The 25,986-nt window shown below is 63.4% G+C and carries 22 protein-coding genes; 5 read left to right on the top strand and 17 right to left on the bottom strand.

The window, feature by feature from the left end; all coding sequences use genetic code 11:
• The first annotated feature begins 10 nt into the window (after positions 1-10).
• Positions 11-1,006 carry an aldo/keto reductase gene (locus tag AWB74_RS27065; protein ID WP_061149735.1) on the top strand — a complete coding sequence of 332 codons (996 nt, stop codon included), beginning with the start codon at positions 11-13 and terminating at the stop codon, positions 1,004-1,006.
• Positions 1,007-1,037: 31 nt separating this feature from the next.
• Here AWB74_RS27065 and rarD read toward each other — a convergent pair whose 3' ends face one another.
• A complete protein-coding gene (gene rarD, locus AWB74_RS27060; RefSeq protein WP_061149734.1) occupies positions 1,038-1,913 on the bottom strand; it encodes an EamA family transporter RarD in 876 nt (291 codons plus the stop codon).
• Positions 1,914-2,198: 285 nt separating this feature from the next.
• On the opposite strand from rarD, the gene AWB74_RS27055 reads away from it, so the two are divergent.
• Positions 2,199-3,260: an AI-2E family transporter gene (locus AWB74_RS27055; RefSeq protein ID WP_061149733.1), complete on the top strand. Its 1,062-nt coding sequence runs from the start codon at positions 2,199-2,201 to the stop codon at positions 3,258-3,260.
• A gap of 64 nt (positions 3,261-3,324) precedes the next feature.
• Here AWB74_RS27055 and AWB74_RS27050 read toward each other — a convergent pair whose 3' ends face one another.
• The 11 genes from AWB74_RS27050 to AWB74_RS27000 all read right to left on the bottom strand — a co-directional run bounded on the left by AWB74_RS27050 (position 3,325) and on the right by AWB74_RS27000 (position 18,131).
• The gene (locus tag AWB74_RS27050; protein ID WP_061149732.1) at positions 3,325-5,001 is read right to left on the bottom strand and encodes a SpoVR family protein; all 1,677 of its coding nucleotides are present in this window, start codon (positions 4,999-5,001) and stop codon (positions 3,325-3,327) included.
• Positions 4,998-6,263, bottom strand: coding sequence for a YeaH/YhbH family protein (locus AWB74_RS27045; protein WP_061149731.1), 1,266 nt, complete (start codon positions 6,261-6,263; stop codon positions 4,998-5,000). The genes AWB74_RS27050 and AWB74_RS27045 overlap by 4 nt, the downstream gene beginning before the upstream one ends.
• A gap of 195 nt (positions 6,264-6,458) precedes the next feature.
• Positions 6,459-8,381: a PrkA family serine protein kinase gene (locus tag AWB74_RS27040; RefSeq protein ID WP_014191328.1), complete on the bottom strand. Its 1,923-nt coding sequence runs from the start codon at positions 8,379-8,381 to the stop codon at positions 6,459-6,461.
• A 379-nt stretch (positions 8,382-8,760) separates the two neighbouring features.
• Entirely contained in the window at positions 8,761-9,522 is a 762-nt protein-coding gene (locus AWB74_RS27035) for a hydratase (protein WP_061149730.1), read from the bottom strand.
• Between the two features lie 131 nt (positions 9,523-9,653).
• Entirely contained in the window at positions 9,654-11,381 is a 1,728-nt protein-coding gene (locus tag AWB74_RS27030; protein ID WP_061149729.1) for a methyl-accepting chemotaxis protein, read from the bottom strand.
• Positions 11,382-11,631: 250 nt separating this feature from the next.
• Positions 11,632-12,564, bottom strand: coding sequence for a ribokinase (gene rbsK, locus AWB74_RS27025; RefSeq protein WP_061149728.1), 933 nt, complete (start codon positions 12,562-12,564; stop codon positions 11,632-11,634).
• 51 nt (positions 12,565-12,615) lie between these two features.
• Positions 12,616-13,641, bottom strand: coding sequence for a LacI family DNA-binding transcriptional regulator (locus tag AWB74_RS27020; RefSeq protein WP_061149727.1), 1,026 nt, complete (start codon positions 13,639-13,641; stop codon positions 12,616-12,618).
• 166 nt (positions 13,642-13,807) lie between these two features.
• A complete protein-coding gene (locus tag AWB74_RS27015) occupies positions 13,808-14,797 on the bottom strand; it encodes an ABC transporter permease (protein ID WP_061149726.1) in 990 nt (329 codons plus the stop codon).
• Entirely contained in the window at positions 14,798-16,387 is a 1,590-nt protein-coding gene (locus AWB74_RS27010; RefSeq protein ID WP_061149749.1) for a sugar ABC transporter ATP-binding protein, read from the bottom strand.
• A 210-nt stretch (positions 16,388-16,597) separates the two neighbouring features.
• On the bottom strand, positions 16,598-17,560 hold the full coding sequence (locus tag AWB74_RS27005) for a sugar ABC transporter substrate-binding protein (RefSeq protein ID WP_061149725.1): 963 nt from the start codon (positions 17,558-17,560) through the stop codon (positions 16,598-16,600).
• Between the two features lie 289 nt (positions 17,561-17,849).
• Entirely contained in the window at positions 17,850-18,131 is a 282-nt protein-coding gene (locus AWB74_RS27000) for a hypothetical protein (protein WP_061149724.1), read from the bottom strand.
• Positions 18,132-18,361: 230 nt separating this feature from the next.
• Here AWB74_RS27000 and AWB74_RS26995 point away from each other — a divergent pair, with 230 nt between their 5' ends.
• From AWB74_RS26995 to AWB74_RS26985, 3 genes are all read left to right on the top strand, one after another.
• Complete coding sequence (locus AWB74_RS26995) at positions 18,362-18,658, top strand: PsiF family protein (RefSeq protein ID WP_061149723.1); 297 nt, start codon at positions 18,362-18,364, stop codon at positions 18,656-18,658.
• 233 nt (positions 18,659-18,891) lie between these two features.
• Positions 18,892-19,386: a hypothetical protein gene (locus tag AWB74_RS26990; protein ID WP_061149722.1), complete on the top strand. Its 495-nt coding sequence runs from the start codon at positions 18,892-18,894 to the stop codon at positions 19,384-19,386.
• A 398-nt stretch (positions 19,387-19,784) separates the two neighbouring features.
• Positions 19,785-20,375 (top strand): BPSL1445 family SYLF domain-containing lipoprotein, encoded by a 591-nt coding sequence (locus AWB74_RS26985; RefSeq protein WP_061149748.1) that lies wholly within the window; start codon positions 19,785-19,787, stop codon positions 20,373-20,375.
• A gap of 107 nt (positions 20,376-20,482) precedes the next feature.
• Here AWB74_RS26985 and AWB74_RS26980 read toward each other — a convergent pair whose 3' ends face one another.
• From AWB74_RS26980 to AWB74_RS26960, 5 genes are all read right to left on the bottom strand, one after another.
• On the bottom strand, positions 20,483-21,553 hold the full coding sequence (locus AWB74_RS26980; protein WP_061149747.1) for a glycosyltransferase family 4 protein: 1,071 nt from the start codon (positions 21,551-21,553) through the stop codon (positions 20,483-20,485).
• A gap of 271 nt (positions 21,554-21,824) precedes the next feature.
• Positions 21,825-23,210, bottom strand: a complete 1,386-nt coding sequence (gene otsA, locus AWB74_RS26975) for an alpha,alpha-trehalose-phosphate synthase (UDP-forming) (protein ID WP_061149721.1) — start codon at positions 23,208-23,210, stop codon at positions 21,825-21,827.
• Between the two features lie 78 nt (positions 23,211-23,288).
• A complete protein-coding gene (locus AWB74_RS26970; protein ID WP_061149720.1) occupies positions 23,289-24,512 on the bottom strand; it encodes a mechanosensitive ion channel family protein in 1,224 nt (407 codons plus the stop codon).
• Between the two features lie 191 nt (positions 24,513-24,703).
• Complete coding sequence (locus tag AWB74_RS26965) at positions 24,704-25,060, bottom strand: Rap1a/Tai family immunity protein (RefSeq protein ID WP_061149719.1); 357 nt, start codon at positions 25,058-25,060, stop codon at positions 24,704-24,706.
• 106 nt (positions 25,061-25,166) lie between these two features.
• Complete coding sequence (locus AWB74_RS26960) at positions 25,167-25,925, bottom strand: ankyrin repeat domain-containing protein (RefSeq protein WP_061149718.1); 759 nt, start codon at positions 25,923-25,925, stop codon at positions 25,167-25,169.
• Positions 25,926-25,986 lie beyond the last annotated feature (61 nt).

Genomic DNA, 25,986 nt, shown 5'->3' with positions numbered 1-25,986 from the left:
GAGCGCAACCGTGCAATACCGCAAATTCGGCAATACCGGTCTCATCGTTTCGCGTCTCACGCTCGGCACGATGACGTTCGGCCTGCAGACCGACGAAGACGTGTCGCGCAGCATCATGGACCGCGCGGCGGACGCAGGCGTGAATTTCATCGATACGGCGAACGTCTACCCGCTCGGCAGCGGGCACGATCTCACGGGCCGCACGGAAGAAATCGTCGGGCGCTGGCTGAAGGGCCGTCGCGATGACTTCATCCTCGCGACCAAGGCGGCGCATGAAATGGGGCCGCTCGCGTGGCACAAGGGCGCATCGCGCAAGCATCTGCTCGACGCGATCGACGCTTCGCTCAAGCGGCTCGACACCGATTACGTCGATCTGTACCAGCTCCACAACGACGATCACGACACCCCGCTCGACGAGACGCTCGAAGCGCTCGACATCATCGTGCGGCAAGGCAAGGCGCGTTATATCGGCGTGTCGAATTTTCTGGCGTACCGGCTCGCGCGTGCGCTCGGCCGCGCGGATGTCTTGCGCAGCGCGCGCTTCGTCTCGGTGCAGCCGCGCTACAACCTGCTGTTCAGGCAGATCGAGCGCGAACTGCTGCCGCTCGCGACCGAGGAAGGCCTCGCGGTCATTCCGTACAACCCGCTCGCGGGCGGGCTTCTGACCGGCAAGCACAAATTCGATGCCGCGCCGGGCGAAGGCCGCTTCACCGGCGCCGTTGGCAAGGCGGGTGCGATGTACACGCAGCGCTACTGGCACGAGCGCGAGTTTCACACCATCGAGGCGATCAACGGGATCGTCGCGCCGACCGGGCGCTCGCTCGCGAGCACGGCGCTCGCGTGGGTGCTGGCGAATCCGGTGGTGACATCGGCGATCATCGGCGCGAGCCGGCCCGATCAGTTGAACGAGACGCTCGCCGCCGTCGATCAGCCGATCGATCCGGAGATCAAGACGAAGCTCGACGAAGCGACGGTCGAGTATCGTTTCGGCGACGCATTGCGCTGATCGTCGCGCTGATCGTCGACACGGCCCGCGCTCAGACGCGGGCTGCGCGCGCCCGGTAGAACCCTTCGAGCGAATAGATGGCGAGCGCCGCCCAGATCGCGCCGTAGCCGATCAGCTGATCGTGGCCGAAGAATTCCTGATAGATGACGACGCCGATCAGCAATTGCAGCGTCGGCGTGATGTACTGGATCAGCCCGAGCATCGAAAGCGGAATGCGCCGGCCGCCCGCGGCGAAGAGCAGGAGCGGCACGGCGGTGACCGGTCCGGCTGCGGCGAGCAGCAGCTTCACGCCGACCGATGCGTGTGCGAAGCCGCTGCCGCCGTGCGAGCTCAGGAAGAACAGATAAAGCAGCGCGATAGGACACAGCAGCATGGTTTCGAGCGTGAGCCCTTCGAGCGCGCCGAGCGACGCGGTCTTGCGCAGCAGGCCGTAGCCGCCGAAAGTCAGCGCGAGCGCGAAGCTGATCCACGGCGGCGCGCCGTTCACCCATGTCAGCCAGACGACGCCGAGCGCGGCGATGGTCACCGCGATCCACTGCACGGGCCGCAGCCGTTCGTGCAGGAACGCCATGCCGAACAGCACGTTGACGAGCGGATTGATGAAGTAGCCGAGACTCGCCTCGACGATGCGCCCGTCGTTGACCGCCCAGATATAAATCCCCCAGTTCGCCGACAGCAGCACGGCGCTCGCCGCGAAGCGCGCGAGCAGGCGTTTGTCGCGCAGCACCGGCCCGAGCCACGCCCACTGACGGCGCGCGGTCATCACGATCAGCAGGAAGACCATCGACCAGGCCATGCGATGCGCGAGCATCTCGACCGCACCGATCGAATGCAAGGCCTTGAAGTAAATCGGAAAAAGGCCCCAGATGGCAAAGGCCGAGAATGCGTAGACGACGCCTGGATTCATTGTTCGATGCGTTGAGCGGAAGTGACCGCGCACGAACGATCGGCTCGCTCGCCCGCGTTGCCTGGCCGTCCGACGGACAAGCGATCCGCAAGGATTGGAAGCCGGATTTTAGTCGACGCGCGGGGTCTGGCTCCAGCGGCGTGCGAACCCTTGGACGAATTCCTGCTCGAACCTAGGCGCAAACCGAGCGCGAAAGCCGTCCGAAGGGCCGTGATAGCATGGCCCGGCCTCGCGCTTGCTATAAGCCCTGCCGGCCGCCCTGGCCGCTCGCCCTCTCGTTCACTCATGAATAATCCCAACGTCCATCAGAATTTCTTCCATATCTTGCTGTTTGTCGTAACGATCGCGCTCGGGTGGGTGTTGCTGCCTTTCTTCGGCGCGATCTTCTGGGGCGCGATTCTCGCGATCCTGTTCCAGCCGATGCAGCGATATCTCGCCGCGCGCTTCGGCAAGCGCCGCAATCTCGCCGCGCTGACGACGCTGGCCGCCGCGATTCTGATCGTCATCATTCCGCTGGCGGTCGTCGCGGCGACGCTCGTGCAGGAAATCGCCCTCGTCTATTCGCGCATCAAGAGCGGGGAGCTGAATTTCGGGCTGTACTTCCAGCATGTGCTGCATGCGCTGCCTGCGTCGGTGCAACAACTGCTCGGTCGTTACGGTCTCGACGATATCGTCGGCGTGCAGCGCAAGCTGATGGAAGGCGCCGCGCAGATCAGCCAGTTCGCGGCGACGCAGGCGCTGTCGATCGGGCAGAACACGTTCCAGTTCGTCGTGAGCTTCGGCGTGATGCTCTATCTCGTGTTCTTTTTGCTGCGCGACGGCGGCGAAATCGGCCGGCGCATCCGGCGCGCGATTCCGCTCGATCCGGAGCCGAAGCAGCATCTGATCGCGAAGTTCACCACGGTGGTGCGCGCGACGGTCAAGGGCAATATCGCGGTCGCGGCGGTGCAGGGATTGCTCGGCGGGCTGATCTTCTGGATTCTGGGCATCGGCGGATCGCTGCTGTGGGGCGTGCTGATGGCATTTCTTTCGCTGTTACCTGCGGTCGGCGCGGCGATCGTCTGGGTGCCAGCGGCGCTCTACTTCTTCATGACGGGCGCGATTCTCAAGGGCGTGATTCTCGTCGTGTTCTGCGCGGTGGTGATCGGGCTCGTCGATAACGTGCTGCGGCCGATTCTCGTCGGCAAGGACACGAAGATGCCCGACTGGGTGGTGCTCATTTCGACGCTCGGCGGAATGGCGCTGTTCGGGATCAACGGGTTCGTGATCGGGCCGCTCGTCGCGGCGCTGTTCATGGCGAGCTGGGATTTGTTTTCGCAGGATAGCGAGTGGAACCGGCGGGAGTGATCGAGCCGGGCCAATAAAAAACCGGCTCACGAAGAGCCGGCTTTGTCTGCCTTCGAAGCGAGAGCTACCGCGAAGTCGGCGCCGTATACCGGCACTCGAACCGCTTCCTCACCGTCCCGTTCTCATCGACGCTCTCGAGATAAACATCGAACTGCCACAAGCGCGCCATGTGCTTGAGCACTTCGTCGCTGTCATTCGAGAGATGGCGGTTGTCCGTCATGAAGTGACGCAGCGTCAGACTGCGATCGCCCCGCGTGTTCACCGAATAAACCTGAATATTCGGCTCGCGATGATGAATATCGTACTGCCGCGACAACGCCTGCCGCACATAGCGATACCCGCTGTCGTCATGAATTGCGGAGACTTCGAGCGCGTCGCGCATGTCGTCGTCGAGAATCGAGAACAGGCGCATATCCCGGATCAGTTGCGGCGACAAATATTGCGCGATGAAGCTCTCGTCCTTGAAATTGCGCATCGCGTAATGCAGCGATTCCAGCCAGTCGCTGCCCGCAAGCTCCGGGAACCACTCGCGATCTTCGTCCGTCGGGTTTTCGCAGATGCGGCGGATGTCGCTCATCATCGAAAAACCGAGCGCGTACGGATTGATGCCGCTGTAATACGGCTTCGTCACCGGCGGCTGATACACGACGTTCGAATGCGAGTGCAGGAACTCCATCATGAAGCCGTCTTCCAGGCGGCCTTCGTTGTAGAGCGTATTGAGCAGCGTGTAATGCCAGAACGTCGCCCAGCCTTCGTTCATGACCTGAGTCTGCCGCTGCGGATAAAAATACTGGCCGATCTTGCGCACGATGCGGATGACTTCCCGTTCCCACGGCTCCAGCAACGGCGCATTTTTCTCCGCGAAATACAGCAGATTTTCCTGCGGTTCCGGCGGATAACGGCTTTCAGTTTCCTCCTGCGAATGCTCCTTTCCCTTCGGCAGCGTGCGCCACAATTCGTTGACCTGCGACTGCAGATAAGCCTCGCGCTCGCGCCGCATCGCCGCTTCCTTCGCGAGCGACAACTTCTGCGGACGCTTGTACCGGTCGACGCCGTAATTCATCAGCGCGTGGCATGAATCGAGCAGTTCCTCGACGCGATCGAGCCCGAAACGCTCCTCGCACTCCGCGATGTAATTCTTCGCGTACACGAGGTAATCGATGATCGCGTGCGCGTCCGTCCACAGACGGAACAGATAGTTGCCCTTGAAGAACGAGTTATGCCCGTACGCCGCATGGGCGATCACGAGCGCCTGCATTGTCATGGTGTTTTCTTCCATGAGATACGCGATGCAGGGATTCGAGTTGATGACGATCTCGTACGCAAGGCCCATCTGCCCACGCCGATAGCCTTTCTCGGTCGAGAGAAAGTGCTTGCCGAACGACCAGTGCCGATAGTTCACCGGCATGCCGACGGACGCATACGCATCCATCATCTGCTCGGAGCTGATGATTTCGAGTTGAATGGGATAGGTGTCGAGCCCGTAACGGTTCGCGACGCGCGAAATCTCGGCGTCGTATTCCTCGATCAGCTCGACGCTCCAGTCCGACGGGCACGGCAGTGGCCGCTTTCTCTCTGCAACATTCATTCTGCCTTCCTCGTGCGCCTCGGTCGTCTTCACGGACGCATTGCATTGCTCTGCTTCAGGCCCGAGCTCGGTAGCGACACGATCGGAAACCCGATCGTGCGCGCCTTCCAGCTGATACCCGCGCGTCTCGTTCTGCTCATGCCGCGTCGTCATGCGGCCGCCTGTTGCTTTTCGAAAAGTTCGCGGAACACCGGATAGATGTCAGCGGCCGAATCGACTTTTTTCATGGCCAGTTCGGGCGCGCCCATCGCCAGCTGAGCATACTCCAACCAGAGATTTTGCTCCTCCGGCGCAACTTGAATATAGGCAAAATACCGGACCTTCGGCAGGATGTCGTCCGACAGCAGCTTGCGGCACTTCGGCGAATCGTCCGTCCAGTTGTCGCCGTCCGATGCCTGCGCGCCGTAAATGTTCCATTCAGTCGGAGAATAACGCTCGTCCATGATCTTCTTCATGAGCTCGAGCGCGCTCGACACCACCGTGCCGCCGCTTTCGGTCGAATGGAAGAACGTGTCTTCGTCCACTTCCTCGGCGCGCGTATGGTGCCGGATGAACACGACTTCGATCTTCTCGTAGTTCCGTTGCAGGAACAGGTACAGGAGGATGAAGAAGCGCTTGGACAGATCCTTGCGCTGCTCGTCCATCGAGCCGGAGACGTCCATCAGGCAGAACATCACGGCCTTGCTCGATGGAGTGGGCTGCTTCACGCGATTGATATAGCGCAGGTCGAACGGATCGATGAACGGAATGCGCGTGATGCGCCCCTGCATGATGACGATATCCGCTTCCAGCCGCGCGATTTCTTCCGCGTCGCCGTTCTCGTCCTTCAGTTGTTCGAGCTGCCGCTCCATCTCGCGCAACTGCGACGCGAGCGGCCAGCCGAGCGCGATGCGTCGTCCGAGCGCGGAGCGCAGCGATCTCACCACATCGATATTGTTCGGCGTGCCTTCCGCCGCCCAGCCCGCGCGCACGTTCTTCCATGTCGGCACGGCGAGCAACTGGGTCTTGACGAGACGCGGCAGTTCGAGATCGTCGAAGAAGTACTGCATGAATTCTTCGCGCGACAGTTCGAAGACGAAATCGTCCTGCCCTTCGCCTTCGTTGCTGGCGCTCTTGCCGCCGCCGCCCGAGCCGCCCGGCGGACGCGGAATCTTGTCGCCGCGAATGTAATCGGAGTTGCCAGGATGGACGAACTCGCGCTTGCCGCCCGGCCCGTGACGGAACGATGGCTCGGAGATGTCCTTCTTCGGAATGGTGATGCTCTGCGTGCTTTGAATGTCTTTGATGCTGCGATCGCGCACCGCGTCGGACACCGCGCGGCGAATATAACTCTTGACGCGTCGCAGGAAGCGCTCGCGGTTCGCGATGCTCTTGTTCTTGCCGGCTAACCTGCGGTCGATGATTTGGTGCAGCACATCCAGTCTCCCGCGTTATTGGCGAGGAAGCGAGGCGCTGCCTGCGTCGTGCATCTGTCGCAGCGTCTCTCTCTCGCAATTTGCCCACTGTGCCGCGAGCGCAATCCACGCGCCCGCACGACCAGGGACAGCCAAACTCCCGCGCTGCGCGGGACCGGAACCGCGCGTGCAACGCAGTTCCGGCCGATCACACCATCACGACGACTTGCGCACGCGCAGATACCAGTCGCAAAGGAGTCGCACCTGCTTCGGCGTATAGCCCTTCGCGACCATGCGATTGACGAAGTCCTCGTGCTTGCGTTGCTCTTCGGCCGATCCTTTCGCATTGAACGAAATCACCGGCAGAAGTTCTTCGGTGTTGGAGAACATCTTCTTCTCGATCACCACGCGCAGCTTTTCATAGCTGATCCACGCCGGATTCTTGCCGCCGTTCGCCGCCCGCGCGCGCAACACGAAATTCACGATCTCGTTGCGGAAGTCCTTCGGATTACTGATGCCCGCGGGCTTCTCGATCTTCTCCAGCTCGGCGTTGAGCGACGCCCGGTCGAAGCTCTCGCCCGTGTCGTGATCGCGGAACTCCTGATCCTGAATCCAGAAGTCGGCGTAGGTCACATAGCGGTCGAAGATGTTTTGTCCATACTCCGAATACGACTCCAGATAGGCAGTCTGAATCTCCTTCCCGATGAACTCGGCATAGCGCGAAGCCAGCACGTCCTTGATGAACGACAGGTACTTCTGCTCTGTTTCCGGCGGGAACTGCTCGCGCTCGATCTGCTGTTCGAGCACGTACATCAGATGCACCGGGTTCGCGGCGACCTCGCTCGAATCGAAGTTGAACACGCGCGACAGGATCTTGAACGCGAAGCGCGTGGAGACACCCGTCATGCCTTCGTCGACACCCGCGTAATCGCGATACTCCTGATATGACTTCGCCTTCGGGTCGGTGTCCTTCAGGTTCTCGCCGTCGTAGACCTGCATCTTCGAGAAGAGGCTCGAGTTCTCCGGCTCGTGCAGACGCGTGAGCACCGCCATCTGCGCCATCATCTTGAGCGTGCCGGGCGCGCACACCGCCTCGGCGAGCGACGAGTTGCGCAAGAGCTTCTCGTAGATCTTGATCTCTTCGCCATAGCGCAGGCAGTACGGCACCTTCACGACGAAGATACGATCGAGCAGTGCTTCATTGTTCTTGTTGTTGCGGAACGCCTTCCACTCCGACTCGTTCGAGTGCGCGAGGATGACGCCGTCGAACGGAATCGCGCCGAAGCCTTCCGTGCCCTTGAAGTTGCCTTCCTGGGTCGCGGTGAGCAGCGGATGCAGCACCTTGATCGGCGCCTTGAACATTTCGACGAATTCGAGCAAGCCCTGATTCGCGAGACACAGGCCGCCGGAATAGCTGTACGCGTCGGCGTCGTCCTGCGAATAGGTTTCGAGCTTGCGGATATCCACCTTGCCGACGAGCGACGAGATGTCCTGATTATTCTCGTCGCCCGGTTCCGTCTTCGCGATGCCGATCTGGCGAAGGATGGACGGATAGCGACGCACGACGCGGAACTTGCGGATGTCGCCGTTGTACTCGTGCAGGCGCTTCACGGCCCACGGCGAAAGAATGTTCCGCAGATAGCGGCGCGGAATGCCGTATTGCTCTTCGAGCACCGGACCGTCTTCGTCGTAATCGAAGAGGCCGAGCGGCGATTCGTTGACGGGCGAGCCCTTCAGCGAATAGAACGGAACGCGCTCCATGAGCTGCTTCAGTCGTTCGGCGATTGACGACTTGCCGCCGCCCACCGGACCCAGCAGATACAGGATCTGCTTCTTCTCTTCCAGACCCTGTGCCGCGTGCCGGAAATACGACACCACGTTCTCGATCACTTCCTCCATTCCGTAGAACTCGCGGAATGCGGGATACACCTTGATGACCTTGTTTGCAAACACACGCGAAAGCCGCGGGTCGAGTCGCGTATCGACATGCTCCGGCTCCCCGATGGCCGTCAACATGCGTTCGCCCGCTGTTGCATATGTGGCAGGATCTTCTTTGCAGAGCGCGAGGTACTCTTCGAGCGAGAATTCCTCCTCTCGAGTTTTTTCGAAGCGGGTCGCGAAACTGCTGTAGATATCCATGCTACCTCCTCGCCGAAGTCAGAAAGCTATGCCGTGCGCAACGCGCGTAATCGAAACGACATCGCTTGAAATCATCCTAAACCCTTTCGAATTTTTTTTCACGCACTTGCGTTGTTCATTTGCTTCGCAGAATTACTAGCTTGGTGCGTTATTTTCGTTCACCTACAATATGCATCCCGATGTCCTGATGACTGTATCGTCTTGCTCGACCTCGGTCCTGCCTGTTCGTTTCCCCGCGCTCGCCGCTACTTATCTACTGCTCTTGTCCGCCAATGCGGCGTGGCTCACGCTCGCGTCCGCTTCGTGTCCGTTACATGCAATACCGCGATGTCCGTGCAACGTTATCAATAACCGTTCCCGACGTATGGTGTTTTCGTCCTCATGCGAGCACCAGTTCGAGTTCGCCGATGCGATCGATCGCGCCATGCAGCATCGCCGGTCCATCGATACGGACAGCTCCTGTATAAGAGCCCGTGGTGATCGTCCAGAACGGCTCGACCGTCAAACCCATGCGGGAACAATGGTTGACGAGCCACGGCAGCAGCTCGCGCGGATCGCCCGCCGGATTGCCGAGCGCGGCCGGCGCGATCGACTCGCCATCCAAAGTGAATTCGAGGCGCGGCGTGAGAAAGTCGAAGCCCGGCGCGACGACGTCGTAAGGCTCCATGCCCGACACGACGAGCGCGCCGTTGTTCTGTGAATCCGCGAGCTGTGCGAGCGGGTCGAGATTGGGCCATTGCGCGAAACGGCTGTCGACCACTTCGAGCGCGACCGCGATGCCGCCGATCGCATCGAATACTTCCTCGCGCGTGTAAGGATCGCTGCGCGCGGGCAGCGCATAGGCGAAGCGGAACGCGATCTCCAGCTCCACCAGCACGCGAAAGAAGGATTGAAAAGGCAGGCGCGCGGGCGAAACATAGACGAGCCCGTCGTCGATGGGCGCGCCCGCGGCGAGCGCGTCGGGCGCGCGCGCGCCGATCTTCCAGGCGCCGATGCGCCCCTCCGACGCTTTCAGCATCTCGTGCTGGATCGCGTAGGCGGTCGGCGCGTCGGCCGGAATGTCGGCGGGCTCGAGCGCTTCGATCAGCTGATGCCGGCGGCGGGCGTCCGCGAGTTTCGCGGCGAGTGTCGATCCGGTCATATCGATATCCTCGTGTGAACGATGACGCACACCTCTCAGTGTACGGGTTACGTGACCGGATCGGCGCTGATCGCCGCGCATGATTTCGCGCGCGATCAAGCCCCGTTGGCGCTACGCGCCGCCTGCCGAGCTCAGAACGTCTCCCAGTCGCCGCCTGCGTCGGCAGTCGCCCTGCTTGCGGATGCCTTGGGCGCAGCAATCGGGGCGGCGCGTTTCGCCGTCGCGGCCGGAGCCGTTTTTGGTGCGACACGCATGGCAACCGTTGCACGCGCTGCAATGGTCGTCGCCGCTCCGGCCTTGACAGCAGCAAGCGGCGAGCCGTCCGCGACCTGGAACACCGCGACCGCCTGCCGCAGGCGCCCCGCCTGATCTTCGAGCGACTGCGCGGCCGCCGCCGCTTCCTCGACGAGCGCCGCGTTTTGCTGCGTCACCTCGTCCATCTGCGTGACGGCGCGCGACACCTGCTCGATACCGCTCGACTGTTCCTCCGACGCCGCCGCGATCTCGCCCATGATGTCCGTCACGCGCTGCACCGCGCCGATGATGTCGTTCATCGTGCGGCCGGCTTCGTCGACGAGCGTCGTGCCCGTCTGCACGCGCGCCACGGACGTGTCGATCAGCTCCTTGATTTCCTTCGCCGCCGCCGACGAGCGCTGCGCGAGGCTGCGCACTTCGCCCGCGACGACCGCGAAGCCGCGCCCCTCTTCGCCCGCGCGGGCCGCTTCGACGGCTGCGTTGAGCGCAAGGATATTGGTCTGGAACGCGATGCCCTCGATGATCGTGATGATGTCGGCGATCTTCGACGAGCTCTGATTGATCTCGCCCATCGTCGTCACGACCTGCGTGACGACCGCGCTGCCCTTGCCCGCGATCTCCGACGCGTTCGCCGCGAGCGCGCTCGCCTGCCGCGCGTTGTCGGCGTTCTGCTTCACGGTGCCGGTCAGCTCTTCCATGCTCGACGCGGTTTCCTGCAGCGCGGACGCCTGCTCCTCGGTGCGCGACGACAGATCGGTATTGCCGGCCGCGATCTGCTGCGTCGCCGACGCGATCGATTCGCTGCCCGAGCGCACAGTTCGAACCGTCGTCAACAGGCTGGCGCGCATGTTGGCGAGACCGTGCAGCAATTGCCCCATTTCGTCGCGGGACGTGACGACGACCTCGCGGCGCAGATCGCCGGCGGCGATCGCATCGAAATGGCCGAGCGCGGCTTCGAGCGGCCGCGCGATCGCGCGACGGAGCGATCCCCACGCGAACGCGGCCGCCGCGAGCCCGAGGGCGATCGCGCACAGGCTCAGCGCGCGGAACCACAGGAAGCGGCTTTGCGTCGCCTCGTAGCTCTGCTTCGCCGCTTCGGTCAGAAACTTGCGCAGCGCGTCGTTGGCGTTGGCGAGATCGTTGTAGGTGACCTGCATCGCCTTCGCGTTCGCGATGATCGCGTCGTGATCGTTCGCCAGGATCGAAGCGATGCCCTTGTCGACGATGCCCTGCAGCGCGACGCGCTTCGCCTGCGCGGCGTCGGCGAGACGCTTCTCTTCCGGCGATTGCGCCAGCGCCATGTATTCCTTCCAGTAGCCATCGGCGCGATCGCGCATCAGGCGCGAGCGCTCGACGGTCGCGGCCACTTCCGGTGTGCCGGCGAGCAGCGCCGCGCGGTCGAACACGAGCCGCTCGCGCGCCGCGTACATTTCCGCGTTGCCGACCGCGATCGCGGCGGGCATCTGCACCGAATACGTGTTGAGGAACGCGCCGTTCGAGTGGCTCATGCCGGTGAGCCCCAGCGCGCCGATCGCGATGAGCAGCGCACCCAGAAACGCCATCGAGATACCGAGGCGCGCCTTGATCGTCAAAGCCTTTTTCATGAAGTTTTCCCTGATGCCGCTTTGCAAGCGGGTCTCCCGGCCGGTTGACGGCCAGCGCGCCGGGCCGGCGCACCGATGACGTCCGCGCGGCCGATGCGCGCCGTCCTTTCCGTCGAAGCGCGGACAAGCGAAATTTCGCGCGTCCGCTATCGACGTAAACGGCGTGCAAGGCTCGACACTTGAGGGAAATATTTCGTATGAAGAGAAAACGGCGCGTCGAAACGCGCCGTTTTCAACGAGCATTGAAAAGTTATGCGGATATTTCGCTGCGGTGCGGAATCGACGGCTGTGCGCCTTCGCGTGTCACCGCGACCGCGGCCGCGCGCTGGCCGAAGGCGATCGCGTCGAGCGCGGCGGCGCCGCGCGCGAGCTCGGCCGCAAAACCGCCGATGAACGTATCGCCGGCGGCGGTCGTATCGACGGCTTCGACTTGCGGCGACGGCACATGCACGCCTTCTTCACCGGCGCCGTCGAGGAGCGCGAGCACGCCCTGCGCGCCGAGCGTCACGATGACATTGCGCGCGCCCTTCGCCTTCAGCGCCTGCGCGGCGCGGCGCGCGTCGTCGGGCGTCTCGATCGCGACGCCCGACAGCGTCGCGGCTTCGATCTCGTTCGGGATCAGATAATCGACGAGCGGAAACCAGTCCGGCGGCAGCTTGCGCGCGGCGGGCGCGGGATTAAGGATCGTCGTGCGTTGCAGGCGCCGGCCGGCGGCGAGCGCGGCGCGCACGGTTTCCACCGGCGTTTCGAGCTGGCACACGATGACGTCGGCTTGCGCGATGAGCGCCTGCTGTTCCTCGATGCGCGCGGGTGTCACTTCGGCGTTGCTGCCCGCGACGATGACGATCGCGTTCTGGCTCGCGTCATCGACGACGATCAGCGCCACGCCGGTGGGCGCGCTCGTGCTCGTCGCGAGCGCGCTGCAGTCGATGCCTTCGGCTTCGAGACTGCCCTTGAGCGTCGCGCCGTTAGAGTCGTTGCCGACGCAGCCGATCATCGCGACCTGCGCGCCCAGGCGCGCCGCGGCGACCGCCTGATTGCCGCCCTTGCCGCCCGGCACCTGCGCGAACGCGTGTCCGGCGAGCGTCTCGCCCGGCCGCGGCAAGCGCGGCGCGCGCGCGACGAGATCCATATTGAGGCTGCCGACCACGGTGACGCGGCCGATCGCTGCGTTCTCGTCCATCCTCGTTGGTTTCCTTCTTCGTTGCTGTCTTCTTCGTTGCTGTCTTCTTCGTTAGGCCCGTTCGACGCGACGCGCTTGGTGCACCACCGCGGTCGATTCACGCAGCACCAGGCGCGGCGCCACCACGCGGCGGCGCGTCGTCCCCGTGAGCTTGCCGGTGATGCGGTCGATCAGCGTCTGCGCGGCCATTTCGCCCAGCGCGCGCACCGACTGCCCGACCGTCGACAGCGCCGGATACGTGTAGCGCGACAGCTCGACATCGTCGAAACCGATGATCGAGCAATCGGTCGGCACGTCGATGTGACGCTCGGCCGCTGCCCGCAGCGCGCCGATGCCCATCATGTCGTTACACGCGAAGATCGCGGTCGGCTTCATGTTGTCGAGCAATTGCGAGGCCGCGGCATAACCGCCCGTCGCGGAGAAATCGCTCTGCTGAATCGCGTTCGGCGCAATCTCGATGCCGCGCTCGGCCATCGCGCGGATGAAGCCGTGCAGGCGCATCGCGGAAACCGCCGTCGCGACCGGCCCGGTGATGCAGCCGATCTGCGAATGCCCGAGTTGCAACAGATGCCGCGTCGCGAGATACGCGCCCTTCTCGTGATCGATCTGCACGAGGTCCGATTGCAGCCCCTCGATATTCCGGTCGACGATCATGAGCGGCTCGCGCGCGCCCGCGAGACATTGCGCGAGCACCGAATCCTCGCCCGCCGACGCGATCACGAGCCCGTCGATGCGCTTTTCCTGCAGCACGCGCAGATAGCTGCGCTGCTTCGCGGGATCGTCGTCGGAGTTGCAGAAGAACACGCAATAGCCGTTCTTCGCGCAGCCGTCCTCGACGCCGCGTGCGAGCTCCGCGAAATACGGATTCGTCGCGTTCGGCACCAGCAGGCCGATCGTCGCGGTGGAGCGCGCCTTCAGCGAGCGCGCCACCGCCGACGGCACGTAGTCGAGCTCGCGGATCGCCCGCTCGACTTTCGCCCGCACGTCGGCCGACACCGGCCGCGAATTGTTCACTACGTGGGATACCGTCGTAAACGACACCCCGGCAATGGCTGCCACGTCTTTGATCGTCGCCATACATCGTCCTTCGCTATCTTTGGTCCAACTGCTCTTATTGGTCGTAAGGCGTCCGGCGCCTCGCTGCCACGCGCCGTTATGTTGCTTTCCCCGCGCCCTGCTTGCTGCTTTCGCTGCTTCGTTCATCGTCGCCGGCCGCGTTTTTGCGCCTTGCGACGTCCCTCGATCAGACACGTTTTCTTCTGCTGCGGTATGTATCCAATACCACGGCCACCACGATCACCGCGCCGGTAATGATGCGCTTGGTCGGCTCGTTCGCGCCGATCTGCGCCAGTCCCGCCGCCAGCACGGAGATGATCAACACGCCGAAAAACGTGCTGATGACCGAGCCGCGCCCGCCCATCAGGCTCGTGCCGCCGATCACCACCGCCGCGATCACCTGCAGCTCCAGCCCCGCGCCCGCGTTGGGATCGGCCGCTTCCAGACGGGAAATCTGAAACAGCGCGGCGAGTCCGGACAGCGCGCCCATCAGCGCGAAAACGATTACCTTGTAGGGCCGCGGATTCACGCCCGCGAGCCGCACGGCTTCCTCGTTCGTGCCTATTCCTACCAGATATCGGCCGAAAACCGTCCGAGTCAAGACCAGATGCGCAACTATCATCACCGCGACCGCGATCAGGAACGCGGGCGAGATGCCGAACGCGATCGGATTCGACAGGAAATCGAACGCGTCGCCGATATACGCCGTGCGCGAGTTCGTCATCTGATACGCGAGCCCGCGCGCGCCTTCCAGCACGCCGAGCGACACGATGAACGACGGAATCCGCCACGCCACCGTCACGAGACCGGTCACGGTGCCCGTCAGCGCGGCGGCCGCGAGGCCGATCAGCGCGGCGGGAAACGCCGGCCAGTGCCACTGGAGCGCAGCCACGCTCACCACCGACGCGCCGAGCGCCAGCACCGATCCGACCGACAAGTCGATGCTCGCGATGATCAGCACGAACGTCATGCCGACCGACATCACGACGAGATCCGGAATCTGGTTCGCGATCGTGCTGAACGTGTCGTACGTCAGAAAGTGCGAGCTCAGCACGGAAAACAGCGCGATCATCGCGGCGAGCGCGCCCGCGAGACCCAGGTAATTCGAAATGCCGAGCCGCGTGCCGACGCCTTTGGTGCTCTTCGGCGCATCGGCGGGCAGGTTCGCTTCGCTCATTCAATGCTCCACGTTGTCTTCGGGCGCCTTCGCATCGGGCACGATCGGCTCGTGCAGGATCGCGTCGCGCTTCGCGTAACCCGAGAACGCCGCCGCGAGCAGCGCGTCCTGCGTCCAGCCCGCGCGTTCGAACACGCCCGTCATGCGTCCGGCCGACATCACACCGATACGATCGCAGATCAGCATCAATTCGCGCAGATCGCTCGATACGACGACAAGCGCGCGTCCTTCGCGGGCCAGTGCGCCCATCAGCCCGTAGATGTCGAATTTCGCGCCCACGTCGATGCCGCGCGTCGGTTCGTCGAACAGCAGCACGGCGCAGTCGCGCGCGAGCCAGCGGCCGATCACGACCTTTTGCTGATTGCCGCCCGACAACTCCGACACTGCCTGCGCCGGCCCCGACGTGCGGATGCGCATCGCGTCGATCTGGCGTTGCGCGAGCGCGGCTTCGCGGCGCGCATCGACGACGCCATGCCGCGCCACCGCGTTCAGATTGCCGAGTGAAACGTTCGCGGCGATGGGCAGGCTGAGCAGCAGGCCTTCGCCCTTGCGATCCTCCGTGATGAGCGCGATGCCTTCATCGACGGCATCCGAAGGCGATTGCACCTTCACGCGCCGCAGCGCCTGTCCAATACGCGCGACCGACACGCTGCCCGCGTCCGCGCGATCCGCGCCGTAAATGAGCCGCATGAGCTCGGTGCGGCCCGCGCCGATCAGCCCGCTCACGCCGAAAATTTCGCCCGCGCGCACCTCGAACGACACGTCGCGCACCGCGGGCAGCCGCGTCATGCCTTCCACTTTCAGCGCGACGCCGCCGATCCTGCGTTCGCCCAGATCGATGCGCTCGCCGATCTCGCGTCCGACCATCAGCGTGACAAGCCGGTCGCTCGTCAACTCGTCCATCGGGCCGATATGCACGAGGCGCCCGTCGCGCAGCACGGCCGCGCGCTCGGCGATGCGCCGCAATTCTTCCAGCCGGTGCGAGATGTACACGAGCGCGACGCCGCGCGCCTTCAACCGTTCGACCTGTTCGAACAGCAAGTCGACTTCGCGGGCGGTGAGCATCGCGGTGGGCTCGTCGAGGATCAGCACACGGCAGTCGCCGATCAGATTGCGCGCGATTTCCACCATCTGCTGATGCCCGATGCCCAGACCGCCGACGAGCGTTTCCGGATCGATCGCGTCGAGGCCGACTTGCGCCATCGCGTGGCGCGCGTCCTGCGCGAGCCGTTTTTGATCGATCCATCCGAGGCCTTTCCTCGGCAAGCGGTTCAGAAACAGATTCTCCGCCACCGACAAGGTCGGCAGCAGGTTCAGCTCCTGCATCACCATGCGCACGCCGAGCGCCTCGGCATCCGAACGGCTTTTCGGCGCGTAGGGCTGGCCCGCGAGCGTCATCGTGCCCGTGGTCGGGTCCGTGAGCCCGCCGATGATCTTCGACAGCGTGCTCTTGCCCGCGCCGTTTTCGCCAGTCAGCGCGAGCACCTGGCCCGGCGCGAGTTCGAGCGACACGTCCGCCAGCACCGGTTCGACATAGGTCTTGCCGATGCCCGTCACCGTCAGCACGTTCGCTTCATTCGATCCGGTCATGGGGCGCTTCACGCTTTCGCTGTGCATCCTCGCTCGGTGTCCCCGCTGGTGGTCCCGCGTGGCTTCGTCATGCGGCTTCGAAGCCATCGCGCGAACGTTTTCCCAAGGTCTGTCTTTCGCGCTCGTCAGCATCTTATCGGCACGTCGGAGGCGAACTTGAGGGTTGGTTTGCGCGAGACGGCTCCCGAAGTCGCCGTCTCGCACCGCGCTTTACTTCGTCACGAGATCGACAGGTGTTTCGACCACCTGCGACAGCTCCGACTGCTTCTTGTGGGCCGCGATCGCCTTCAGCGCCACGTCGATGCCGAACACCGCCTGCTTCGCCGCGTACTGGTCGGCGGTCGCGAGCACGCGGCCGTCCTTCAGCATCGGCTTGATCGCGCCGATGTTGTCGAAGCCGACGACCTGCACCTTGCCCGCCTTGCCCGCCGCGCGAATCGCCGACACGGCGCCGATCGCCATGTTGTCGTTGTCGCACAGAAGCGCCTTCACGTTCGGATTCGCGTTCAGGATCTGCGACGCGACCGCGTTGCCCTTGTCGATTTCCCATTCGCCCGACTGCAGCGCCACGACCTTCATGCCGGCGGCGTCCATCGCTTCCTTGAAGCCCGCGCTGCGAGCCTGCGAGTTCGTCGTGGTCGTCACACCTTCGATGATCGCGACTTCATCGCCTTTCTTCAGACGCGGCGCGAGATAGTCGCCCACCTTGCGCGCGCCCTTCTTGTTGTCCGGCCCGACGAACGGCACGTTCAGATCCTTGGACTTGAGCACGTCGGTGTCGAGCCGGTTGTCGATGTTCACGACGATGATGCCCGCGTCCGCCGCCTTCTTGATCACCGGCACGAGCGCCTTCGAATCGGCCGGCGCGATGATGAGCGCGTCGACCTTCGAGACGATCATCTGCTCGACGATGCGGATCTGCGCGGCCGTATCGGTCTCGTCCTTGATGCCGTTGGTGATCAGGTCGAACTGACCGGGATTGTGTTTTTGATAATCCTTCGCGCCGTTTTCCATCGTCAGGAAGAACTCGTTGGCGAGCGACTTCATGACGAGCGCGACTTTCGGCTTGGCCGGCGTCTGCGCGAAAGCGGATGACGAGGCGAGCGGCAGTGCGGCGCAAACGGCGAGCGCGACGGCGGCCGAAAGGACGCGTCGGCGAATGGTTCGATTCATGCGGATCTCCGATGCTTTGTTCTGGTTTGTGTGGTCATGCGAGATGCAGCGAACGCGAGCAACGTATCGAGTCGCGCCGGGCGCCCGAGGGAAGCGAAAAGCGGAACGCCTGTCACGCCCGCACGCTTCGCCTGGGTCACGCGCCATAAGCCTTCGATCGCCCGTTCGGGCGCGATTTGAACGTTTGCCCGCCGTCGATTCTCAATGGAGCGGCGCGCAAGGTCAATCGGGCTAACGTGTAGGTCAGGCGCCGGTCACCTGCGAAGGCGCAGGCAAAGTGTCTGCTGAATCAGAGGTCTTCGACCGACTGCCCTTCCACCTTGTTGTCGATGATGTCGCGCGCGTAGTCGATGCCCGCGCGCGTCGCATCGATCGGGCTTTCAAAGGGTTCCTGATCGGGCACGCCGAACATGACCGGGCGGCCGCTCTCGCCATGCGCGCTTCTCACGATCGTCACAACGATGTCGAAGTGACGCGGACCGTCTTCCGGCTTGTCGCGTTCCTTCGCGCGCCGCAACGCCTGCACCTTGATTTCGAAGCCTTTGTAATGGTCGGACAGCGGCGTGGACATGAACCGTCTCCTTTGCGTTGGACGTGCATCGCACGATCATACGTCGGCGGCCTGCATCGTGCGGATCGCCGGGCGATGAAAGCTTACTGCAAGCATCGTTCCCGCCGCCTCCCGATTTCACCCTATGCGGCACACCGTTCATATTGGGTTTGCCATAATGCGCGGGCGGCATGCCGCAGCGGACACGCGCCGTCGAAAAAACAACCGCCATTGAAATCAGGGAGCGTCACATGACCATTCGAGCCACCGCCCTCATCGCCGTGCTGAGCCTGTCGCTCGGCGCGAACGCAGCCTTCGCCGCCAACAGCCAGCAAAGCAAGATGACCGACTGCAACAAGCAGGCGGGCGACAAGAAAGGCGACGACCGCAAGGCGTTCATGAAAAGCTGTCTCTCCGCCTCGCCCGCAGCCGCGTCCGCGCCGATGACGCAGCAGCAGAAGATGACCGCGTGCAACCAGCAGGCAACCGACAAGAAAGGCGACGACCGCAAGGCGTTCATGAAGAGCTGTCTCAGCAACAAGGGCTGATTGCGCATCGCACTGGCGCGTTCCAGCTGTCACGCCGCGCCGTTCGCGCGCGGCGTCCCTGTCGTATTTACGCGGTCTGCCGGCGTTTATTGCACTGCACCCAAGCAATTGATTCGCACCGTCGTCTTTTTCTCATAAGATGGCGCGAAGGCGGCCCCTCATCAATACAAGTCAATTCGCCATCGGCCGCCGTTGTTTCGAGCGAGGCCATACGCCACGCATGGAGGCAGTGGATGGCATGGAGACATAAGAACCGCTGGTTCAGGCGGTGGCTCATGGTAATCACGTTCTGGTTCGTGCCGGTGCTGATTATCGCGGTGAACGAAGTGCGCGTGGAGATGGCGTACAACAAGGCCGATCTGCAGAAGTCGCTCTCGAACTGGGAGATGACCGACGCACAGCGCGAGGCCGGCGCCGTCGCGCGTTGCCACGGCACGCCCGACGAAGCCCGTGCAGCGGGTTGCCCCGAGGACGTCCTGGCCGCCACTGAGATCAAGCACCAGGAAGCGCAGAACGAATACGCGCATCGCAAGGCGACGCTCGCGGATTATCTGTGGCATGCGTTCGTCGGTTACTGGATCGTGCCCGCCGCGTTCCTGCTCGTGCTCGGCATGCTGATCGGCGGCGTCAGGCGCGCGCTGCGGCGCTCGCCGGCCGGGGCGTCCACCGCGTCGTCGCCGGCGCCGTCCTCTCCTCCCACGAAAGTAAAAACGACGACTCATCCATGAGCGATGGCCGGGTACGGTCGTTGCTACTTCCTGTTGCGGTTTTCGCGATCGTTCGACATCGACGTTACGAAAATTGTGCTTACCTTCGGATTACGCTTCGGACGAAAACGCCGATTCCGTTTCGGTTTGGCGAAGCTTCGTCTACCCTGATAGGGAGTCGAGGCCTCGGTCGAAAGTTTTGTGTAATTTACCGTCTCACCCGGAGTGATGGGGCCGGATTCGGAGTAAGCTGAACGGACTTTGATCGCACCCGAAATGTTGCAGAGCCTGAAAACTCAAGCGTGACAAGGCTTCGGGCGTCAGGGCGGGGCTCGCATTTCATGTTGCTGTGCTATAACTTTGCGTGCCTCACCCTCCCGCTCTATGGGGTTTCCTAAATTCCACGATGGAGAACAATGATGCAAAGACGAAACTTCATGCTCAAGTCGACCGCCGTTCTGGCGCTGGGAGGCCTCGCGCTTGCCGGCTGCACGGCAAACAAGAACACCGGCGCCGAAGCAGCGGCCGGCGCGGCAGATGACCGCCGCGCCATCGACGCCGACGTCGACAGCACCATCCAGCGTCTCTACGCCACCGTGGGCGGCTCGCGCGAGCTGGTCGCGAAATCGCGCGGCGTGCTGGTGTTCCCGTCGGTCATTCAGGCAGGGTTCATCGTCGGTGCGCAATACGGCAAGGGCGCGCTGCGCGTCGGCGGCAGCTCCGTCGGCTATTACAGCACCACCTCCGGCTCGTTCGGACTGCAGGCGGGCGCGCAGTCGAAGTCGCTGATCTTCCTGTTCATGACGCAGGACGCACTCGACAAATTCCGCAACTCCGACGGCTGGTCGGCAGGCGCCGACGCATCGGTGGCGCTCGTGAAGATGGGCGCGAACGGCGTGATCGACACGACCACGGCGACGAAGCCGGTCGAAGCCATCGTGCTGACCAACGCCGGCCTGATGGCCGACGTCTCGCTGCAAGGCACGAAGGTGTCGCGCATCAAGTACTGAGCGCGCGTCTTTCGATTCCACGGCAACGCGGCAGCAACGCATGACCGCCGTGTGACGCGACCTTCGGGCCGCGTCACACGGCGGTTTTTTTCTGGTTTTTCGCGAGCTCAGGTCGACGACGCTCGATCGATCAGCTTGAAGCGCGCACGCTTTTGCGCGCGCACCACGGCCTGATAGGCCTCGAGATACTGCCGCGCCATGCGATGCGACGTGAAGCGTTCCTCGAAGCGCTTCCTCACGCGCTCGCGAGACAGCGTGTGCAGACGATTCACGGCGGCCACCGCGCCGATCTCATCCTCGACGATGAAGCCCGACACGCCCTCGTCCACCACTTCCGGCACCGAGCCGCGATTGAACGCGATCACGGGCGTGCCGCACGCCATCGCTTCGATCATCACGAGGCCGAAGGGCTCCGGCCAGTCGATCGGGAAAATGAGCGCATGCGCGCCCGACAGAAATTCGGCCTTCTGACTGTCGTTGATTTCGCCGACATACTCGACATACGGCAGTTCGAGCAGCGGCGCGATTTCGCGCTCGAAGTATTCGTGATCGGCGAAATCGACCTTGGCTGCGATCTTGATCGGCAGACCGCAGCGGCCCGCGATGCGAATCGCCGTATCCACACGTTTTTCCGGCGAGATGCGCCCGAGGAACGCGAGATACTTCTGCTCCACGGGCTGCGGCGTGTAGAGCGCTTCCGGCAGCCCGTGATACACCGTGCTGACCCACTTCGCCTGCGGCAGCGGATGCCGTTGCGAATCCGAAATCGAAACGACGGGTGCAGTGTTGAAGGTATCGAAGACAGGCTGCTGTTCGGGAAGATCGAGGCGTCCGTGCATCGTCGTGATGAACGGCGTGTCCTGGCGCTTGAAGAGCGAGAACGAGTAGTAGTCCATGTGAAAATGCAGGACGTCGAACTCCTCCGCGCGGCGCCGCACGAGTTCCATCAGCAGCATGTGCGGGGCGATGCGGTCGCGGATGGCCGGGTCGAGGCGCAGCGCGCGCGGCCAGACGGCTTCCAGGTTGGCGCTGGTTTGCGAATCGCCGGTTGCGAAGAGCGTGACCTCATGGCCGAGCTCGACGAGCGCTTCGGTGAGGTACGACACGACGCGTTCGGTGCCGCCATAGAGCTTCGGCGGTACGGATTCCGTCAGCGGAGCAATCTGGGCAATTCTCATCGGTCTCGTCTCCATGCGTATATCGACGGGCGGCGCGGACCTGGCGTCCGCGCCGCGGCGCAGCATCCGAGTATGACAGCGGGCCGTAAGGTCGGCCAACGAGGTTTGCCCTTACGCGTTATTCCCTCTCGCGCTCACCGCCAATGACTGCCGTGCGCCGCGAAATCGTCAGCGCGGTCAGCGCATTATCGAGTGCCCACGCAGCCGATACAGCGGCTTTTGCACTTCCATCGCTCTGTTACAAAGGCGAAACATTCGTTTCGCGACACGGTTACGCTTTGGAATCGCCGCGCAGATCGGCGAGGAAATCATCGCGCCACACGCCCAGATCGTGCTTGCGCAGCGCAATCATGTTGGTCTCGTAGCGCTCCTTGCGCTCGGCGAGCGGCATCGCGAGCGCGCGTCCGATCGCCTCGCTGGTGCCAACGATATCGTGAGGATTGACCATCACCGCGCCGGTCATTTCGTCGGCGGCGCCCGCGAACTGCGAGAGCACGAGCACACCGGGATCGCCCGGATTCTGCGCAGCGACATATTCCTTCGCGACGAGATTCATGCCGTCGCGCAGCGGCGTGACGAGACCGATCTGCGATTCGCGAAAGAGCGACATCAGCTTCCATCGGTCGTAGCGCTGGTTGAGATAGCGGATCGGCGTGTAGTCGAGGCCCGAATAACGCCCGTTGATGCGCCCCGCTTCGTATTCCAGGTTCTGGCGGATCTGCTGATAGGTTTCGACATCCGAGCGCGTCGGCGGCGCGATCTGCACGAGCGTGACGTTGCCGCGCCACTCCGGCGACTTCTCCAGGAAATGCTCGAACGCGCGAAAGCGCTCGACGAGCCCCTTCGAATAATCGAGCCGGTCCACGCTCATGATGAGCTTGCGGCCCTCCAAGCTCTGCTTCAGGTCCATCACGTCCTGACGCGCTTCGCCGCGCTCGGCCTGTTCGGCGATCTCATCCGGAAACACGCCGATCCGGTACACGTTCGTCCTGAGCTTTCTGCCGAACGCTTCGACATGCCCGTCGGGCGTGGCCGTGCCGTGCGCGTGACGAATGATGTAATCGTGAAACGCGACGCGGTCTCTTTCCGTCTGAAATCCCACGACGTCGTAACAGCACAGCGACTTGACCAGTTCTTCGTGCGGCGGAATGTTCAAGAGAATCTGCGGCGACGGAAACGGAATATGCAGAAAAAAACCGATGCGATTGCCGATGCCCGCGCTGCGCAAGGCCTCGGCGAACGGAATCATGTGATAGTCGTGCACCCAGATGATGTCGCCCGGTTCGAGCAGCTTGATGAGCTTGTGGGCGAGCCACGCGTTGACGCGCCGGTAGCCGGCGTATTCGTCGCGATCGTAGACGGCGAGATCGTTGCGATAGTGGAAGACCGGCCACAGCATCGCGTTGGAGAAGCCGCGGTAATACTGGTCGTAATCCTTCTTCGGCAGGCCGACGGTCGCGAAGGTCACCGCGCCATCCTGTTCGAGCTTCGGCCCCTGATTCGCGACGGTCTCGCTGACGACGTCCCCGCTCCAGCCGAACCAGACGCCGCCGCTGTCCTTCAGCGCGCCGAAGACGCCGACGGCAAGCCCGCCCGCGGAGCCCTTGGTTTCGGTCGGCGTGGCGACCCGGTTGGATACGACGACGAGACGGCTCATGGGCTTTCCTTTTCCTCTTCGAACATTAAGTTTTAAGAATAATCCGGAAAGTTTCGACCTGAAACCATTGCGCGGGTTTCACGTTCTTCCGGTCGATGCCGCCGCATGCGCGCGCGGGTCCGGCCCGCCCGGCTCGCCGCGGCTCGCGACGGGGTCGGCGGGCGTGTTCGCCGTGCTCGCGGGTTGCGATGTGCCCGCTCGTTCGAGCGGCGGCGCGAAATCGACGTGGCGGTTCTCTTCGGTGGACAAATCCGCGCGCGCACGCGGCAGGTAATGCGGATACGCGGCCTGCACGAAGTTCACGAGCCCTTCGCGCACACGGCAGCGCAAATCCCAGTTGAGCGCCGAATCGAAGGAACTGACGAGCACCCGAAGCTGCACGGCGCGATCGGTGGCGTCGGTGACTTGCAGCACCTGCACGCGGCCGTCCCATTCGGGCGCGTGTTCGAGAATGCGCTCCAGTTCTTCGCGCAGCGGCGCGATCGGCATACGGTAATCGACATACAGAAACACCGTGCCGATGATCTGCGAGCTGTTGCGCGTCCAGTTGGTGAACGGATTCTCGATGAACCACTGCAACGGCACGATGAGCCGCCGCTGATCCCAGATGCGGATCGACACATACGTGCCGGTGATTTCCTCGACGCGCCCCCATTCGCCCTGAATGACGACGACATCATCCAAGCGAATCGGCTGCGACAGCGCGATCTGCAGGCCAGCGATGAGATTGCCGAGCACCGGCCGCGCCGCGATACCGGCGACCAGTCCCGCGACGCCCGCCGAAGCCAGCAGGCTCGCGCCAATCTGCCGCACGCTCGGAAACGCCATGAGCATTCCGCCCAAGCCGATGATGACGATCACCACCATCACCGAGCGCGCGAGCACGCGCGCCTGCGTGTGGATGCGGCGCGCGTTGAGATTGTCGTCGGTGTCGAGCGGATGCGCCTGCACGATCGCCTCGCCCACCGCGCCCGCCGAGCGCACCGCGAGGAACGTGAGCGCGCCGATCAGCGCGACGGTTTCGACATCGCGCAGCACGCCGATGAACGGCAGCGCATCGGGCGCCTCGAAAATCATGAAGCCGATCCCGAGGATGACGAGCAGGATGAGCGCGGGCGTGTCGATGTAGCGCAGAACGACGCTCATCAGCGGATACGGCCGCGCGATGCGCGTCAGGATGCGCGCGCCGATGCGATGCACGCCGAGCGCGAACGCCACCGCGATGATCGCGACGACGAACGCGCCGGGCCAGGTGCCGAGCGGCCGTTCTGCCAGGGTCAGGAAATGATCGAGTGAAAGCATGAGCGTCGCGGGATCGGCCTCGTGAAGGAATGAAGCGTCGAGGTGGATACGGCGGTCGCATCGCACGGATGCGGATGCAGCCAGCGCTGCGGCAATGGCCGTCCGGGCGCGGTCATCGTCATCTTTGTGTCAGCCAGGCGTGACGCCAGGGCGCGGCGGCGCCCCGAGGCAATGACGCGCTCAGCGCGCGTTCAGCGTTCCGCCTTGCAGGGAAACGCCTTGCCGAGGCCGAGCGAGACCATCGTGGTCGCGTTGAAATCGGCCTTGTCGGGATTATTGGCGATGTACTTGCGCACCGCGTCCGTGAGCTGCTGCGGCTTCACATCCGCGGGCAGGCAGAAGTACTGGCCGATCTGCGGCCCGGAGGTTCCGCCGATCGCCTCGATCGTGTTGTAGATGCCGTCCGCCGCGCCTTCGATATAGGCCGCGCAGGCGGTCCGTGAGTTCGGGTCCGTTTTGGTGCAGAGCTTGTTCAGGTCGTTGCCGGTAAACGCGAACGCGCACACGGGCGTCGCGAGAGCACAGGCGATGACGATTTCCCGCAGCATGATCTTCCTTTTATGTTGAGCGGCGGCTTAATTTGAGCGCACGCGTGCGGGTCGAGCAGCGGTCGCGCCTGACCGCCCTCGTCCCGCGCCTCAAAATCGCGCTGCGCTATTTTGCACCGTTTGAGCCGCTTTGCGGTGCGCTGCCGCCGCTTGGCATCGAATCCAGACGCGCCTGGAGACCTTCGGCGACATCTCTCGCTTCGTACTTGCGGGCGAAATCCACCGCCGTCATGCCGAGCTGGTTCTTCACGCGCAGATCCGCGCCTTCGTCGAGCAGCAGCTTGCAGGTCGAAAGATGATTGCCGCGCGCGGCCATCATCAGCGGCGTGGTGCCGTTCGGCGAGCCCGCGTCGATATAGGCCGAATGGTCGACCAGAATCTTCACGATATCGTCATGGCCGTTGGTCGCCGCGTAGTGCAGCGGCGTCCAGCCCTTCTTGTTCACTTCGGCATCCTTCGCGATCAACAGATTCACGAACGTGGCGTCGCCATTGAGCGCGGCGAGCATCATCGCGTTTTCGCCGGCGGCATCGGTCTTTTCGAGATCGGTCTTCGGATTGTCGGCGAGCAGCTGGCCGACCTTGTCGGACTTCTCGCGCGCCGCGATCACGATGATCGGCGTGCCGGTGTTATCGACGGTATTCGGGTCCGCGCCCTGCGCGAGCTGCTTCTTGACTGCCGATATGTCGTCGAACTTGACCGCCTTGATGAGCGAGTCCACCGACGCCGCCCAGACCGGCTGCGCGATCGCGCACGCCGCGAGCAGCGCGCCGGCGACGAAGCCGCGCACGGCCTTTCTTGCAGGATGTGCATCATGCGCACGTGAAACGTTTGGCGCGCTCGCCACGGACAGAGTGGAAACCATCGGGGAATTGTTCATAAGTGACCTTCGGATTGCCTTGAAACAGTTTTCTCGTGAGCGGGCC

It is taken from the genome of Caballeronia arvi, from assembly GCF_001544695.2.
Taxonomy (GTDB): Bacteria; Pseudomonadota; Gammaproteobacteria; order Burkholderiales; family Burkholderiaceae; genus Caballeronia; species Caballeronia arvi.
Note: the sequence above shows the minus strand (reverse complement) of the source record. Positions and strands in the feature narration are given on the sequence as shown.

Excerpts from the sequence above, each read along its gene's own strand:
- rarD (WP_061149734.1), bottom strand. The coding sequence starts at position 1,913 with ATGAATCCAGGCGTCGTCTACGCATTCTCGGCCTTTGCCATCTGGGGC.
- AWB74_RS27055 (WP_061149733.1), top strand. The coding sequence starts at position 2,199 with ATGAATAATCCCAACGTCCATCAGAATTTCTTCCATATCTTGCTGTTT.
- AWB74_RS27050 (WP_061149732.1), bottom strand. The coding sequence starts at position 5,001 with ATGACGACGCGGCATGAGCAGAACGAGACGCGCGGGTATCAGCTGGAA.
- AWB74_RS27040 (WP_014191328.1), bottom strand. The coding sequence starts at position 8,381 with ATGGATATCTACAGCAGTTTCGCGACCCGCTTCGAAAAAACTCGAGAG.
- AWB74_RS27035 (WP_061149730.1), bottom strand. The coding sequence starts at position 9,522 with ATGACCGGATCGACACTCGCCGCGAAACTCGCGGACGCCCGCCGCCGG.
- AWB74_RS27030 (WP_061149729.1), bottom strand. The coding sequence starts at position 11,381 with ATGAAAAAGGCTTTGACGATCAAGGCGCGCCTCGGTATCTCGATGGCG.
- rbsK (WP_061149728.1), bottom strand. The coding sequence starts at position 12,564 with ATGGACGAGAACGCAGCGATCGGCCGCGTCACCGTGGTCGGCAGCCTC.
- AWB74_RS27020 (WP_061149727.1), bottom strand. The coding sequence starts at position 13,641 with ATGGCGACGATCAAAGACGTGGCAGCCATTGCCGGGGTGTCGTTTACG.
- AWB74_RS27015 (WP_061149726.1), bottom strand. The coding sequence starts at position 14,797 with ATGAGCGAAGCGAACCTGCCCGCCGATGCGCCGAAGAGCACCAAAGGC.
- AWB74_RS27010 (WP_061149749.1), bottom strand. The coding sequence starts at position 16,387 with ATGACCGGATCGAATGAAGCGAACGTGCTGACGGTGACGGGCATCGGC.
- AWB74_RS27005 (WP_061149725.1), bottom strand. The coding sequence starts at position 17,560 with ATGAATCGAACCATTCGCCGACGCGTCCTTTCGGCCGCCGTCGCGCTC.
- AWB74_RS27000 (WP_061149724.1), bottom strand. The coding sequence starts at position 18,131 with ATGTCCACGCCGCTGTCCGACCATTACAAAGGCTTCGAAATCAAGGTG.
- AWB74_RS26995 (WP_061149723.1), top strand. The coding sequence starts at position 18,362 with ATGACCATTCGAGCCACCGCCCTCATCGCCGTGCTGAGCCTGTCGCTC.
- AWB74_RS26990 (WP_061149722.1), top strand. The coding sequence starts at position 18,892 with ATGGCATGGAGACATAAGAACCGCTGGTTCAGGCGGTGGCTCATGGTA.
- AWB74_RS26985 (WP_061149748.1), top strand. The coding sequence starts at position 19,785 with ATGCAAAGACGAAACTTCATGCTCAAGTCGACCGCCGTTCTGGCGCTG.
- AWB74_RS26980 (WP_061149747.1), bottom strand. The coding sequence starts at position 21,553 with ATGAGAATTGCCCAGATTGCTCCGCTGACGGAATCCGTACCGCCGAAG.
- otsA (WP_061149721.1), bottom strand. The coding sequence starts at position 23,210 with ATGAGCCGTCTCGTCGTCGTATCCAACCGGGTCGCCACGCCGACCGAA.
- AWB74_RS26970 (WP_061149720.1), bottom strand. The coding sequence starts at position 24,512 with ATGCTTTCACTCGATCATTTCCTGACCCTGGCAGAACGGCCGCTCGGC.
- AWB74_RS26965 (WP_061149719.1), bottom strand. The coding sequence starts at position 25,060 with ATGCTGCGGGAAATCGTCATCGCCTGTGCTCTCGCGACGCCCGTGTGC.
- AWB74_RS26960 (WP_061149718.1), bottom strand. The coding sequence starts at position 25,925 with ATGGTTTCCACTCTGTCCGTGGCGAGCGCGCCAAACGTTTCACGTGCG.